Source organism: Pseudomonas sp. YuFO20, assembly GCF_035064975.1.
GTDB classification, from domain to species: Bacteria; Pseudomonadota; Gammaproteobacteria; order Pseudomonadales; family Pseudomonadaceae; genus Aquipseudomonas; species Aquipseudomonas putida_AE.
In genome coordinates, this window is record NZ_JAXDEO010000037.1 from 1 (window position 1) to 15,050 (window position 15,050).

13 protein-coding genes are annotated in these 15,050 nt (G+C 61.6%); 8 read left to right on the forward strand and 5 right to left on the reverse strand.

The genetic code is table 11. From position 1 onward, the window contains the following. Positions 1-94: 94 nt before the first annotated feature. From SOP85_RS20330 to SOP85_RS20345, 4 genes are all read left to right on the forward strand, one after another. Entirely contained in the window at positions 95-1,543 is a 1,449-nt protein-coding gene (locus SOP85_RS20330) for a HAMP domain-containing sensor histidine kinase (RefSeq protein WP_323628037.1), read from the forward strand. A gap of 185 nt (positions 1,544-1,728) precedes the next feature. After that, positions 1,729-2,805 carry an SCO family protein gene (locus SOP85_RS20335; RefSeq protein WP_323628038.1) on the forward strand — a complete coding sequence of 359 codons (1,077 nt, stop codon included), beginning with the start codon at positions 1,729-1,731 and terminating at the stop codon, positions 2,803-2,805. 100 nt (positions 2,806-2,905) lie between these two features. Next, positions 2,906-4,387 carry a sensor histidine kinase gene (locus tag SOP85_RS20340; protein ID WP_323609232.1) on the forward strand — a complete coding sequence of 494 codons (1,482 nt, stop codon included), beginning with the start codon at positions 2,906-2,908 and terminating at the stop codon, positions 4,385-4,387. Continuing rightward, on the forward strand, positions 4,356-5,786 hold the full coding sequence (locus tag SOP85_RS20345) for a sigma-54-dependent transcriptional regulator (protein WP_274076857.1): 1,431 nt from the start codon (positions 4,356-4,358) through the stop codon (positions 5,784-5,786). Before SOP85_RS20340 ends, SOP85_RS20345 begins: the two co-directional genes overlap by 32 nt. A 39-nt stretch (positions 5,787-5,825) precedes the next feature. On the opposite strand, the gene SOP85_RS20350 is transcribed toward SOP85_RS20345, so the two are convergent. The 4 genes from SOP85_RS20350 to SOP85_RS20365 form a co-directional block, all read right to left on the reverse strand. After that, entirely contained in the window at positions 5,826-6,206 is a 381-nt protein-coding gene (locus SOP85_RS20350) for a hypothetical protein (protein WP_323628039.1), read from the reverse strand. Positions 6,207-6,426: 220 nt separating this feature from the next. Further along, on the reverse strand, positions 6,427-7,008 hold the full coding sequence (locus tag SOP85_RS20355) for a hypothetical protein (protein WP_323628040.1): 582 nt from the start codon (positions 7,006-7,008) through the stop codon (positions 6,427-6,429). A gap of 114 nt (positions 7,009-7,122) precedes the next feature. Continuing rightward, positions 7,123-7,527: a hypothetical protein gene (locus tag SOP85_RS20360; protein ID WP_274076860.1), complete on the reverse strand. Its 405-nt coding sequence runs from the start codon at positions 7,525-7,527 to the stop codon at positions 7,123-7,125. An 83-nt stretch (positions 7,528-7,610) separates the two neighbouring features. Continuing rightward, positions 7,611-8,663, reverse strand: coding sequence for an AraC family transcriptional regulator ligand-binding domain-containing protein (locus tag SOP85_RS20365; RefSeq protein WP_323628041.1), 1,053 nt, complete (start codon positions 8,661-8,663; stop codon positions 7,611-7,613). 71 nt (positions 8,664-8,734) lie between these two features. Here SOP85_RS20365 and SOP85_RS20370 point away from each other — a divergent pair, with 71 nt between their 5' ends. Next, positions 8,735-9,658 (forward strand): LysR family transcriptional regulator, encoded by a 924-nt coding sequence (locus SOP85_RS20370; protein ID WP_323628042.1) that lies wholly within the window; start codon positions 8,735-8,737, stop codon positions 9,656-9,658. Positions 9,659-9,664: 6 nt separating this feature from the next. Here SOP85_RS20370 and SOP85_RS20375 read toward each other — a convergent pair whose 3' ends face one another. Continuing rightward, positions 9,665-10,588, reverse strand: coding sequence for a LysR family transcriptional regulator (locus tag SOP85_RS20375; protein ID WP_323628043.1), 924 nt, complete (start codon positions 10,586-10,588; stop codon positions 9,665-9,667). 97 nt (positions 10,589-10,685) lie between these two features. On the opposite strand from SOP85_RS20375, the gene SOP85_RS20380 reads away from it, so the two are divergent. The 3 genes from SOP85_RS20380 (at position 10,686) to SOP85_RS20390 (ending at position 15,001) form a co-directional block, all read left to right on the forward strand. Then, positions 10,686-11,525 (forward strand): AraC family transcriptional regulator, encoded by an 840-nt coding sequence (locus SOP85_RS20380; protein WP_323628044.1) that lies wholly within the window; start codon positions 10,686-10,688, stop codon positions 11,523-11,525. A gap of 300 nt (positions 11,526-11,825) precedes the next feature. Next, positions 11,826-13,652, forward strand: a complete 1,827-nt coding sequence (locus SOP85_RS20385) for a DUF1302 domain-containing protein (RefSeq protein WP_323628045.1) — start codon at positions 11,826-11,828, stop codon at positions 13,650-13,652. Between the two features lie 11 nt (positions 13,653-13,663). Further along, positions 13,664-15,001: a DUF1329 domain-containing protein gene (locus SOP85_RS20390; RefSeq protein WP_274076866.1), complete on the forward strand. Its 1,338-nt coding sequence runs from the start codon at positions 13,664-13,666 to the stop codon at positions 14,999-15,001. Positions 15,002-15,050 lie beyond the last annotated feature (49 nt).

Genomic DNA, 15,050 nt, shown 5'->3' on the forward strand with positions numbered 1-15,050 from the left:
GTGGTGGGGAATAGGGGGAGGGGCAGGACCCGGGAACGGGCAAACGGCGAGTAGTGCGCTATAAACCTATAGGGGTTTTGCGGGAACACTGTCCATGACCATGCTTGCAAAGACACTGGCGTCCGACCAGGGCGAGATTCGCTTGAGCTCACGCAAACAGCCGTTCAATCTGCTGCGCTGGTTTTCGCTCATCAGCATGGCGGTGATCGGCACGGTGGCGGTGGCGCTGGGCTCGGTGTCGACCAAATTCGTGATTACCGAAAGCGTGCAGCGCGATGCCCTGCTGACTTCGCAATTCATCCAGGCGATTGCCTCCGCCGAGGTGCGGCATGTGTCGATTCCCAATGTGCGGACCATGGGCGAGCTGCTCGACCCGCGCAAGGACCGGGAATTTCCCGACGTCGACCCGCTGGCGCGGGCCAACGCCCGGGGCGAGTTCCTCGATCACATCGAACATTTGCCGGATGTGATCCTGGCCAACATCTACGCCCCCGACCGCATGATCATCTGGTCGACCAACCCGGCCCTGATGGGCACCACGATTCACGCCGACGAAGACCTCGACCAGGCCTTCGCCTCGAAGACCCCCGTGTCGGCCAGCTATCACGATGTCGACCAGGCTCGCATGGAACAGAAGTTCATCACGCCGCCGGAATACATCTTCATCGAAAACTACATTCCGCTGTTCGATGCCGAAGGCAAGAACGTCACGGCGATGGTCGAGATCTACAAGGAACCCAAGGACCTGATCAACCGCATGGAACGCGGCCTGGTGCTGATATGGCTGGCCACGGCCCTGGGCGGCGGCCTGATCTACCTGGGGCTGTACTGGATCGTGCGGCGGGCGGCGAACCTGCTGGCGACGCAACAGAAGCAGCTGATCACCAACGAAACCTTCGTCGCCCTGGGCGAGATGTCGTCGGCCGTTGCCCACAGCCTGCGCAATCCCCTGGCGACCATTCGCTCGAGCGCCGAGCTGGCACTGGAGTTCGACAGTGGCCCGGCGCACAAGAACATCAACGACATCATCGGCCAGGTCGATCGCATGTCGAAGTGGGTGCGGGAGTTGCTGCAGTCCCTGCGGCCACTCAATGACGACGTCGAGCCGGTCAACCTGGTGTCGGCGCTATACGACAGCCTCGCTGCGTTCGAGCAACAGATCGTCAAGGCCCGGGTCAATGTGCTGTTCGAACCCATAGGCACGCCGATGGTGCTGAGCCAGCAGGTGCAGCTGACGCAGATCCTCAACAGTTTGCTGGCCAATGCCCTGGAGGCCATGGACGAAGGCGGAACCCTGACCATCGCCATGGCGCCCATCGATGCCCAGAATGTTCGCGTGGTGGTGAGCGATACCGGCAAAGGCATGACCGAGGAGCAGCGGCGCATGGCGTTCCGCCCGTTTTTCACTACCAAGCAAGGCGGGCTCGGTGTCGGGCTGGTGCTGGTCAAGCGCATCATGGAACGATTTGGCGGGACGGTGGCCCTGGACAGCCGCGAGGGCGAGGGCACCCGCGTCAGCCTGACGTTCAAACGCGTCCCCTGAAAATGGGTGTGAAATTTCCCCGCTAGCGGGTGCCATTCCCCAGTCGCCATTCCCATCGTGGCAAAGTGATGTCGATAAGCCATTGTTTTATAGAATGTTAATGCCTTTGTATAAAACAGTTACAAGTTTGGCCGGCTCTTTGCACTAGCCCCATCACCCCCTTCATACGTTAGAGGCGGCTGGTGATGGATACCGCACGTACGCAAGCCCTGGGCATGCACCTGGTGCTGATATTGGTGACGGGCCTGCTGGCCAGCCAGCTGCTGGTCGCCAGCCAGACACCGTCGACACCCGTTCCGGTAGCCGGCGAATCCACCACGCCGTGGGGTAGCGACTATTTCCCCAACACCCTGCTGACCGACCAGGACGGTCGGCAGGTGCATTTTTTCGATGACCTGATCAAGGGCAAGGTGGTGGTGATCAATTTCATCTTCACCTCGTGCAGCGACTCCTGTCCGCTGGAAACCGCGCGGCTGCGCCAGGTGCAGAAACTGCTCGGTGATCGGGTCGGCAAGGACATCTTCTTCTACTCCATCAGCATCGATCCCTTGAGCGACACCCCCGGGGTACTCAAGGCCTATGCGCAACGCTTCCAGGTCGGGCCGGGCTGGCAGTTCCTCACCGGCGAGTTCGGCGACGTCACCGAGTTGCGGCAAAAACTCGGGCTGTTCATCGAAGGCGTCGACAACGGCCGCAGCAAGGACCACAACCTGAGCCTGATCGTCGGTAACCAGCAAACCGGTCGCTGGATGAAAGCCTCGCCCTTCGAGAACCCGTGGATCCTGGCCGACCAATTGGCCAATACCTTGCATAACTGGAAACAACCGAGCATGGGCGAAAGCTACGCCAATGCGCCCGAGATTCGCCCGCCGAGCAACGGCGAAGAATTGTTCCGCACCCGTTGCGCGTCGTGCCACAGCCTCGGCCCGTTGGACGGGCAGGGTATCGGCATGCGCAGCATCGGTCCGGATCTGGTCGGCGTGACCCGCCAGCGCGATCCGGCCTGGCTGAGCCGCTGGATCCGCGAGCCCGACCGCATGCTGGCCGAAAAAGACCCGATTGCCATGGAGCTGTTCGAGCGCTTCGACAAGATCCCGATGCCCAACCTGCGCATGGATGAGCACTCGGCGCAGTCGATCATCGAGTTCCTGCAGGAAGAAACCGAGCGCCAGCAGCCGTTGCTCACACCTCTGGTCATCGACGCCGAGGAAGCGCAGCACCAGCACGCCGTCGCCGCGCCCGACATGGCGCGGGTGCAATAGTGGCGAAATAGCTTTATCGGGCAGTCTGTGACGGTCAATGCCACCTACACTGATCGGGAATGCGGCTGAAAACGCTTGTCTCAAGCTACCAGGACATCCCATGCAGATACTGCAATCAACGCCGGATACGCCGGCAGCAGAGGCCAAGGATTGGCGGCCGCCGTTCAATCTGGTGCGCTGGTTTTCCGTGGCGAGTTTTTTCATCATTGCCGGCGTGGCATTGGGCCTGGGCTACATTTCCACGCGTTTCGTGGTCGAGGAGAGTATCGAGCGCGACTCCATGCTGACCGCGCAATTCGTGCAAGCCATGGGCGCCGCCGAAATTCGCCATGCCGCGATTTCGCCGAACCGCACCATGGGCGAAATGCTCGACCCGCGCGCTGACGCCGCCTATCCGGACGTCGACTCGGGCGCCCGTACCGCTTCGCGCATCGAGTTTCTTGATCATGTCGAACACCTGCCAGACCTTCTGCTGGCCACGGTGTACGCCATGGATCGTACCGTGGTCTGGTCGACCAACCCCGAGCTGGTCGGTGTGCGCATCGACAATGACGAGGAACTGGACGAGTCCTTCGAAATGAAGGAAGCGGTGTCCACCAGCTACCACGAGATCGACGAGGAGCGTCCTGAGCAACGCTTGCTGCATGACCCCCAGTACCTGTTCGTCGAGAACTACATTCCAATGTTCAACGCCGACAAAAGCAAAGTGGTCGCCATGGTCGAGATCTACAAGGAACCGGTGGACCTGATAGCGCGCATCCAGCGCGGGTTCAAGGCGATCTGGCTGACCACATTGCTCGGCGGCGCGGTGATCTACCTGGGGTTGTTCTGGATCGTGCGCCGTGCGGCCCTGCTGTTGCATAGCCAGCAGAAACAGCTGGTCGCCAACGAAACCTTCGTCGCCCTGGGGGAAATGTCCTCGGCGGTCGCCCACAGCCTGCGCAATCCGCTGGCCAATATTCGTTCCAGCGCCGAAATGGCCCAGGAAATCGCCAGCCAGCCCGCGCAGAAGAACATCGGCGACATCATCGGCCAGGTCGATCGCATGTCACGCTGGGTCCGTGAGTTGCTGGTGTCCTTGCGCCCGGTCAACGACGATCAGGAAAGCGTCGACCTGGTGCTGGCCATCGACGACACCTTGAGCGCCTTCGCCCCACAGATCCAGCGCTCGAACGTCGAAGTGCGCTTCACGCCCAGGACGGTGCCACCGGTCGTCAGCCAACAGGTGTTGCTCACACAGATTCTCAATAGTCTGTTCGCCAACGCGCTGGAAGCCATGCCCAAGGGCGGCGTACTGAGTATCGACATTGAAACACCGGCCCCCGATCAGGTGTGCATGGTCCTCAACGACACCGGCAAGGGCATGACCAGGCAGCAACAGCAAATGGTCTTCAAGCCGTTCTTCACCACCAAACAGGGAGGGTTGGGCGTGGGCCTGGCCCTGGTCAAAAGAATAATGGAGCGCTTCGAAGGCTCGGTCGAACTGACCAGCCAAGAGCAGGAAGGAACCCGCGTCTGTCTCAATTTCAAAGTGGCAACGGGAGGGGAATATGGAGCACAGCATACTGCTGGTCGAGGATGATGAGCTGCTCGCGGAGAATATCCAGACTTACCTGGAGCGCAAGGACTTCGAAGTGACCGTCTGCCACTCGGCCGAAGACGCGCTGTCGCAGTTGAGCACCTTTCTTCCGGATGTGGTGCTGACCGACAACTCGTTGCCGGGCATGAGTGGTCACGACCTGATCCAGAAGCTGCGCATCAGCGCGCCGGATCTGAAAGTGATCATGATGACCGGCTACGGCAACGTCGAAGACGCCGTGGTGGCGATGAAAGAGGGCGCGTTTCACTACGTGACCAAACCGGTGGCGCTGCCGGAGCTCAAGCTGCTGCTGGACAAGGCCCTGGCCACCGACCGGATGGAGCGCACACTGTCGTTCTACCAGGAGCGCGAGGCGCAGAAATCAGGGGTGCAGGCATTGATCGGCGAATCGGCACCGATGGTCTACCTCAAGGGCACCATCGCCCAGTTGCTCGACGCTGAGCGGCGCATGGCCAACACCGATTTGCCGCCGGTGCTGGTTGAAGGCGAGACCGGTACCGGCAAGGAACTGGTGGCGCGGGCACTGCATTTCGACGGTCCGCGCAGCAAAGGCCCGTTCATCGAGTTCAACTGCGCCTCGATTCCTTCCAACCTGGTGGAGTCGGAGCTGTTCGGTCACGAGAAGGGCGCCTTCACCGATGCCAAGGACCGTCGCCTGGGGCTGGTGGAAGCGGCCGACGGCGGCACCCTGTTTCTCGATGAAATCGGCGAAATGGACCTGATTCTGCAGGCCAAGCTGCTCAAATTGCTGGAAGACCGGACCATCCGCCGGGTCGGTTCGGTGAAAGAGCGCAAGGTCGACCTGCGGGTGATCAGCGCCACCAACTGCAACCTCGAGCAAATGGTCCAGCAGGGCAAGTTCCGCCGCGACCTGTTCTTCCGCCTGCGCATCATTTCGATCAAGGTGCCGCGCCTGTATGCCCGTGGCGAAGATATCCTGCTGCTGGCCCGGCACTTCCTGGCGACCCATGGCAAACGCTACGGCAAGCCGCACCTGCGGTTCAGCGAGCAGGCCGAGGAACTGCTGCTCAACTACACCTGGCCGGGCAACGTGCGCGAACTGCGCAACATGCTCGAGCAGACCGTCTTGCTGGCGCAACACGACACCATTGCCGCCCACCAGTTGAACGTCTGCCTGAGCTTGGTGGACGAGCCGGCGATGTTTACCCATGAGCTGCCACCGAGCGAACCGCGCGCGGCCTATAACGGCAACGAATCGATGAACCTGCCGGAAGTGGAGCGCGACATGGTGCGCAAGATGCTCGACAAGACCGACTGGAACGTCACCAAGTCCGCGCGGCTTTTGGGCCTGAGCCGCGACATGCTGCGCTACCGGATCGAGAAGCTTGGCCTGGCGCGGCCGGACAAGCGTCAGTGGTAGAGGAGCAGCTGTCAGTTTGCAGTCTCAAGCTGCAAGTTGTTACAAGGCCGGGCTCGGGTTGCTGAGGCAGGCGAGCATGCAGGTCGGGTCGAGGACCTCCTGGTTCACGTAGACGCCGTGTACGGCGTCGTAGGTGCGAATGAACACGCGCACGGTGGTATCGGCGACCGTTGGCAATCGGGAATCGGAGAATACGTGCTCGCTCGACACCGGGGTGAAGGTCTGGGGCGATGTCGGGATGTACGATCCCGGCGGCACCGTGCTCAGGGTTGGAGGCGCCGGATGGGCAAAGGGCTGGTCGGCGCCGTAGTAGTTGAATTCACTGCTGGATTCTTCGGTTTGCATCGCACTGTCATCCGCCTGGGCGCTGCTGGCAGCCAGGCACAGGGCAAGTAACAGCGTGGGTACGGTTGTGTTCATGGCAGCACCTGCGGCATCGGTTTTCGCGCGTTTCCCCAAGGTCATTAACTATAGCGTTCCCGTGGGCGAACGTCGGTGGTGCGCGCTTTACAAAAACGCAACACGGCGGCGGTGGGGGCCTGACAGCCACCCCATCCCCCTGTAGGAGCTGCCGCAGGCTGCGATCTTTTGATCTTGCTGTTAAAAAGCAAAGTCAAAAGATCGCAGCCTGCGGCAGCTCCTACGTCAGCTCCAGCCGGTCCAACGCGTAATCCTTCCCGGCCAGGGTCAGTTCAAAAGTGGTGGTGCCGAACGTACCCCGTGTCACTTTTTGCCTCACAAGACCTTTGACCTGGAGTTGCTTTAGACCGGTTTCAACTTCCGACGTACTGAGTGAGACAAGTTTGCAAACCGAGCTCAGGTTCGCAATTTTTCTGAAGCTCGCGTGATAGGCCAAAGCTTCCATCAGAATCGTTTGGTCATCTGTCAACTGGGGGAACTGAGGGTTGTTCTTTTTGTAAATTCTTCGCTCTAACTCGTGTAACTCACCGTAAGCTCCATCAGTGATGCGGGCGTAGTAAATCGCAACAGACAGCGTGCTGATCAAAATCGCGATAATCATCAGCAGCGACCAGTTCGGTATTGGCGTTTCCAGCCATAGCCATTCCCAAAGAACTGGCAGCCAGCCCGTGGTATCGGCCAGCAACGTCAGGTCGAAGTGAGTGTCGAGCAGCTTCATGGCGGCCCAGGCGACAAGGAAAACTCCGGCCGAGCCGGCCATGACCTTGAACGTGAACGGGGAAGGCTTCCCTTGTGCTGCCATGCTGCTCGTCTCAAGTGCAGAAACAGGTGCTATCAGCATAGCAGCGGAAAGTGGCCCTCTCAGGGGCCCGCAAGGGAGAAACAGGAGAAATGTCGTCTGGTGTGTTTGCAGTCCTTAAAATAGCCGGGTGATCTCATTCAAGATCCGATCCTGGGTTTGAGTACTTGGCCTTTGGCGGTACGCCACTGCAAAAAAAGCAACGCCTTCGTAGTCGCAGCGAATCGAAAAAGTCATGCCTTCACGCAACCCGTAGACTGATCTTTCTCCTGCTTCAACAAAATATCTCGCTTTTGCAAGCGCCGCCCTGGCGTGCTGCAGACAGCCAGCTTGAGTCAGTGAATGTTGTAGCCAGCTGGTCGTGACTCGCACAGACGAAGTCTCGCTGTCATCGATAGGGGGGCGAGTAATTTCTTTAGGTGCATTGTACTTCTCGTCGCTGGTACAAGCGGTCAGCCCCATTGTGATAACGCACAGTAAAAAGCCATAACGAACGCTCGAATGCTGCAGTGGATTTCGCATCGTGGGGCGCACCTGTGACGATCTGCAATGAATGAAGTGGCTACTAACGTAATAGCGGGTTTCTGATCTTTTGCTAGTTACGCTCAGTCATTGCGACACAACCCCAGCCGCCCGCGATAGACCCCAGGCGCACACCCCAGCCACCGCAAGCACGCCCGGTTGAAGCTCTGCACGTCGCTGTAGCCCAACCGGTCGGAAATCTCGACCAGTTCCAGGTCCGCCTCCTGTAGGAAATCTTCGGCGCGGTAGCGGCGGTACTCGTCCAGCAACTCGGAAAAACTCCAGCCCAGGGACTTCAAGCGCCGGGCCGCGGTGCGTTCGAGCATGTGCTGGCGGGTGCAGAACTGCTGCCAGTGGGCGACGGCGAGTTCAGCGATCACGTAGTCGCTGACCTGCTCGAGCAGGGTCGGCTCACTGTTGCGCCGGGTTTGCTCCAGCAATTCCACGAGGGTCTGTTCCAGCTCATGGTTACCGGGGGTGAGCGCGGTGACGAACAGCTGTGGATCGAGGTGAATCGCATACTGTGCCATCCCCCAGCGTACCGCTACCCGGAACGCTTGCTCGTGGTCCTGGGCGTTGGCCGGACAGGCGCCGACCAGGCTGACCGCGAGGATCGGGTCACGCGCCAGGCCGCTGGCGAGGAATTTTCGACGCAGCATGCTGCACAAGCTGATGAGGATGTAGTCTGCGGTCGCCGCACTGGCCTTGACGCTGCCGGCATCGAGCAGGCGCAGCTCGACGCCGTCCTTGTCGCGTACCACCTGTGCCTGGAAATGCCCGTTGAAAAACGGAAAGAACCGCACGAAATATTGGCAAGCGCTGTCCAGGGACGCCGCGACGTCGAACAGGTAAGTCAGGCCGTTGGTGGCGGTGGACACGAAGCGTCGACCCGCCGCCAGGCCGATCAGCGGGTCGCCGGTCTGCTCCAGCGCAAACGCCCAGAAGCGCCGCGACAGGAACAGCGGCACTCGCATGAACGGCGTGCGCAACTCGAACAGGCTGCGCCGGAACAGGCCTTCGATAGCCTCCCGGGCAACGCCGCGTGCCAGCAGTTCTTCGATGGCTGGCAGCAGGGTCGGGGCATAGAACGCATTGGGCAAAGACTGAGGCTGCAATGGCTGATCGCTTTTTGTCATGTAGGGCTCACAGCTTGAATCAAGTCACTGGTTAGGCTGCCTGACGTTAAGCGATTTGCCGGAGCAAGACCATGCTTGATTTACGCCAGCTCGACCTGAACCTGCTGCTCGCCTTCGATGCGATCTACCAGCAGCGCAGTGTCACCCGTGCCGCCGAGGTGATGTGCCTGTCGCAACCGGCCATGAGCAACGCACTGCGCCGCCTGCGTGAGTTGTGTGGCGATCCGCTGTTCATCAAGAGCCGCCTGGGCGTGACCCCGACGCTGGTCGCGCACCGCCTGGCCGACTTCGTGCGCGCCGCCCTGGAGTCCTTGCGCGAGGGCTTGCGCATGATCCCCGCGGCGCGGCAAAACAATCCGCTGCTGCGCATCAGCTGCCTCGATTGCCTGCAACCGGTGCTGCTCGATGCACTGCTCGAGTCGCCCCATGCCGATTGGCAAGTACGGTACTTCCAGCCGCGGCGGCGCGATGCCTTGCAGGAGCTGGCGAGCGGCAAGCTCGACATCCTGATCGACCTCGACCAACCGCTGGCCGGGCTGGCCGGCCTGTACAAGCAAGTGCTGCCCGCCGATCATTATGTGTTCGCCTTTGGCGCCGCCCTCAAGGATCCGCCGCGCACCCTCGAGGCCTATCTCCAACAACCGCAGATCCAGGTGTCCAGCCGCCGCGACGGCCTCAGCCCGGTGGACCTGCGGCTGGGCTTGAAAGGTATGCGCCGGACCCTGGCGATGAGTACGCAAAGTACCCTGGCCGCGCGCCTGATAACCGATCGCCAGCCGTTCGGCATGAGTCTGCCGAGCCGGGTTGCCAGTGCACTGGGCTTGCAGCAAGTGCCGTTGCCGCTGGAGGAACCGGTGGAGCTGAAACTGGCGTTGTACATCGAATCGCGCTATCGCTTCGAACGCAGTCGCGAGGAGGCGGTGCATTGCCTGCTGCGGGCCTTGGGTGAGCCGCGGGCGTTGCAGGCGCAGCCGGCGTTGTCGCGCCGTGCCTGATGCGATTTACCCCGAAACCGCCACCAGCAAATGCTCGTCGACCTGCATGATCGCCTCGACCATCGCCCGCGCCGCCGGCGTCAGGGAATAGCCGACGCGACTGACGATGCCGTAATGCAGGAGCAACCCGGGGTCGTCGCTGGGCACGTCGACAAAGTCCAGCAGCCGAATGAGCCCCTGGTCGACCTGTTCGGCGAGGGCTTCCATGGTGGCGATGCCCACCGCGTCGGAGCGCCTGACCACGCGGCAGATGGCGTCGAATTGCGCGCATTCGACGCTGGGGTTGAAGTCGGGTTCGCCCTGCACGTCGGCGAGGATCTTGCGGATCATCGGCGGGATGCGCGTACCGACCACGGCATAGTCGAGCAGGGCACGCAGCGACAGGTTCTGGCGGTTGGCCAGAGGGTGATCGATGCGACAAAAAAAGCGTCCGCGCCGTGGCCGCAGCAGCTGGACCTGGTATTGCGGGTCACCGGTGAAGTAGCGCGAATCGGCGACCAGGAACTCGATCTGCTGCTCGCGCAACCACAGCGCCAATTGCTCCCAGTCGCCGAGATGAAAACGGGTGCGGATCGCCGGGTGCGCCTGGATGAATTGAGCCAGGGCTTCGGGCACCAGCAGTTGCGCCGGGTAAGGGCCACTGCCGAAGTGCAGTTCGCCGCCGGTCAAACCGTTGTATTGGGTCAGTTCGTTGTGCAACGCCTGGCTACCGGCAAGCAGACGCCGTGCGTGCTGCAGCACCAGTTGGCCCTGGCCGGTCAGGCGAAATTCGCGACTGCTGCGCTCCACCAGTGCGCAATCGAGGTCCCGTTCCAGAGTCTGGATGCTGCGGCTGAAGGCCGGCTGGCTGAGGTTGATCGCTTCGGCGGCGCGACCAAAACTGCGGTAGTCGGCCAGTGCGACGAGGTGGCGAAGTTGTCGAAGGTCCATCATGCGTCTCCTGCATTCAGCGGATACTTTTAATGCATTGGATCGATATCACAGAGACTGGCATAAGTACACGCCTGCCTTCCAGACGCCGTGCGCCATGACCACTGAAACCTTCGCCTCCAGTGCATTCACCCGCACCATTCTCAGCCATGCCCAGCGTTCCGGCCTGTGCCAGGAACAGCTGCTGCAACGGGCCGGGATCTGTCTGTCGCTGCTGGAGGGGCAAGGCTTGCGCGTTCCCGCGCACCTGGTCGAACAGCTGTGGCACGAATGCGAGCGCCAGGGCGCCGGGGCCACTTTTGGCTGCGAACTGGTCAACGGCATGGCCACCACCAGCCTGCAAGGCTTGAACATACTGCTCGATTCCGCCACGACCCTGCGCGCCAGCCTCGCCTGCTTCACCGAGTTCCTGCCCCGTGTGACCAACTACGTGCAGGCGCAACTGGAGGAGGTTGACGGAAAGGCTCGCTTGCACCTGCGCGCTGCTCAGCAATTGCCGCATTTTTTCGGACTGGATGCGGCCACCTTGACCCTCGTGCGCAACATCGCCCGCCGACTCGGGCGGGCACCGGGCGAGGTGTTCCTGGGTGTGACCTTGACCCCGCAGCAGGCGGCCGGTGAGTGGTTGCGCAGTGTCGGCATCGAAGTCTCACAGGGATCGCATCCGCGCCTTGATGTTCCGCTGGCCATTCTCGACGAACCCCTGCTAGGCGCCAATCCGTTCCTGCACCAGAGCATGTTGCGACACTGGCAGACTGAAGCCGCGCAACATGTCCGCAGCGACAGTCTGGAGCTGGCGCGGCATTGGCTGACGGCGGGGGATCAGCCCATAGAGCGGATTGCCGAACGCCTTGGCTATCGGCAGCCAAGTAATTTCATCCGGGCGTTCCGCAAGCAGTTCGGGATTACGCCGAAGCAGTTTCGGTTGGGGTTGTAGGAGCGAGCTTGCTCGCGAAAAACCTGAGAGCACCGCGGGGTGTCAGGTTCCCCGCGTCATCGTTGACCTCCATCGTCGGAACGCCGCCCGGAGCAATCGAGCGTCGACCGGCTGCTCCTACAGTGGATCGGATGCGGCCTTGGGGCATGCGGCGGTTGTGAGGCCGTCATCGCCGGCAGGCCGGCTCCCACAGTAAATCGGATACAGCCGATGATTGCTTTTTGTCAGTCATCGCTTGCGTGTGGACGATAAGGCTCAGGCACCGTGACCAGGCTGAGTAATCCTGACCGGAGCCTAATAATGATAAGAAAACGCTCGGCCACAGCCACAGTCCGCCAACGACTGAACCGGCCTGGCCACCCCCGCCCGCAACCCCTTGCGCTGGCTATCCTTGCCTTACTGGCGGGGCCTGCATCCGCGACCACCTTCGAGATCAACGAAGACTGGAGCCTGTCGACCAAGACTGCCCTGAGCCTGGGCAGCAGCTGGTCGACGCAAAACCCCGACAAGAGCCTCATGACCCGCGCCAACGCCTTTCAGGCCCAGGGGGTGCAGGCCAACGGCACCAGCGTCAGCGCCGACGATAACCGGCTGAACTTCGAGAAGGGCGACCCCATCTCGCAGGTCTTCAAGGGCCTGACCGATTTCAGTCTCGATGGCCAGGGCCAGGGCGCGTTCCTGCGCTTCAAATACTGGTACGACCACGCCTACGAAACCCGCCAGGCGCGGTTCAAGGATTTTGACGATTCAGGTTGGGACGACCTGTCGAAGTTCAAGGGCTTCGAAATGCTCGACGCCTATGTCTGGAAAGACTTCCAGGTGGCCGAGCACCCCCTGAGCGTGAAGGTCGGCAACCAGGTGTTGTCCTGGGGCGAGTCGCTGCTGATCCAGAACGGCATCAATGTGATCAACCCGCTGGACATCTCGGCCTTCAACCGCCCCGGCGTGGAAATCAAGGAAGGCCAGTTGCCGGTGGAAATGGTCTCCTTCAGTTTCGGCCTGACCGATACCACCAACCTCGAAGGCTTCTACCAGTACAACTGGAGGCCCAGCGTGCTCGATGGTTGCGGCACGTTTTTCGCTGCCAGCGACGTGATCCAGAAGGGCTGCGGGCCGTTGTACCTGAGCCAGACCCTGACCGACCAGCAGATGCAGGCCGCCGGTTTGTACGCCACCTCCCGGGGCAATGAATCACCGTCGGACAACGGCCAGTTCGGTTTCGCCCTGCGCCAGATGATCCCGGCGCTGAACGATGCCGAAGCGGCGATCTACTTCATCAATTACCACTCGCGGCTGCCGTACTTCACCCTCGATGCGAAGAACATCGGAGCGCGGGGGACATTCCCCGGCGGCATCCAGGCGCCGAGTTATGCGGCGGCGTTTCCGGAGGACATTCGCCTGTACGGCATCAGCCTCAACGGCGTCGAACCGATCAGCGGGATTTCCCTGGCCGGCGAGGTGAGCTATCGGCCGAACATGCCGCTGTCGATCAACGCGCCGGACGTCAATGTCGCGGTGATTTCCGGTGCGGCAGGCAGTTCCTGGGTGGAGTTGCCAGCCGGGTTCAACGTCAACCGAGGCGACCGTTTTGACGCGTGGGAGCGCAAAGGCGTGTGGCAGATGACCGCTTCGGCGACCCAGGCTATCGATAACGTGCTGGGTGCCACGCGCCTGAACCTGTTCGGCGAGGCCGGTGTGGTGCACATCGACGACCTCGGTGATGAGCGCCTGGGTCGCAGCGCCGCGTTCGGTCGCAGCTCGACGCGCAACGGCACACCGTGCAACACCGTGGCCTCGGGTGTGACCAACCAGTACTGCACCGACAAGGGCTTTGCCACCGACTGGTCGTGGGGCTATCGCCTGCGCGCGAGCCTGGAATACAGCGACGTGCTGCCCGGCATCAACCTGATCCCGGCACTCAACTGGCGGCATGACGTCGAGGGGTATTCCTACGATCCCCAAGGGCCGTTCCAGGAAGGTCAGCAAGCCCTGGGCGTGAGCCTGACCGGCGTCTACATGAACGATTACAGCGTGGAACTGGCCTACAACGCCTTCTTCGGTTCCAACGACTACAGCACCCTCGACGACCGCGACTTCGCATCCGTCAGCTTCAAGGCAGACTTCTAAGGAGAACCGTTATGCGTATGCAATTGTGCGTGCTGGCCCTGGCCTGCAGCGTCGGCCTGGCCCAGGCCAAAGGCACCGATTCGGCTGCCCTGGGCAAAAACCTGACGCCCATGGGCTCGGAAATGGCGGCCAATGCCGACGGCAGTATTCCGGCCTGGAGCGGTGGCCTGGCGAGCAACGCCGGGACGGTCGACAGCAAGGGCGGCTACAGCGATCCCTATGCTGCCGAAAAACCGTTGTTCACCATCACCGCGCAGAACCTGGCGCAGTACCAGAAGTTTCTCAGCCCCGGGCAAATCGCTTTGTTCAAGCGCTTTCCCGACAGCTACAAGATGAACATCTACCCCAGCCATCGCAGCGCCAACCTGCCCAAGGAAGTGCTGGCGGCGAGCCGCGACAACGTCGCCAAAACCAGCATGGCCGACGGCGGCAATGGCTTGCACGACTATGCGCGGGGCATTCCGTTTCCGCTGCCCACCGAAGGCCTGGAGGTGATGTGGAACCACATGACCCGTTATCGCGGCGGCAGCTACGAGCGCATCAGCAGCGCCGCACTGGTGCGTGAAAACGGCGCCACCAGCTACGTGCGCAACCAGTCGCTGATCAACTTCGCCGACACCGTGGGGGGGCTGGAATCGGGCTCGAACATTCTGTTCATGTTCAAGAGCCGGGTGCTGGAACCGGCGCGCCTGTCCGGTGAAGCGGTGCTGGTGCATGAACCGATCGACCAGGTCGCCGAGCCGCGTTCGGCCTGGCAGTACCTGCCGGGCCAGCGCCGTGTGCGTCGCGCGCCGATGATCGCCTACGACAACAGTGCCCGCTACAGCAACGGCCTGATCACCGCCGACAACATCGACGGCTACAACGGCGCGCCGGATCGTTTCGACTGGAAGCTGGTGGGCAAGCAGGAGCTGTTTATCCCTTACAACAGCTACAAGATCGGCAGCCGTGACCTCAAGTACGACGACGTGATCAAGCCCAACCACGTCAACCAGGACCTGGCCCGCTACGAGAAGCATCGGGTGTGGGTGGTGGAGGCCACGCTCAAGCCGGGCGCCCGGCACATCTACGCCAAGCGCCGGTTCTACGTGGACGAGGACAGTTGGCAGATCGCCCAGTCGGACCAGTACGACAGTCGCGGCGAGCTGTGGCGCAGCGGTGAGCTGCATGCGATCCAGCAGTACGACCACGGCTTCACCTACAACGTGCTGGAAACTTCCTATGACCTGATCTCCGGGCGCTATTACGCCGGTGGCCTGGCCAACGAAGAAACCGAACCGATGCGCGTCGGCTTCGCCGCCAAGACCGACGACTACACCCCGTCGGATCTGCGGCGCTGGGCCAAATAACCCGAAGTCACCGCAAACCCAATGTGGGAGCGGACTTGCTCGCGAAGAG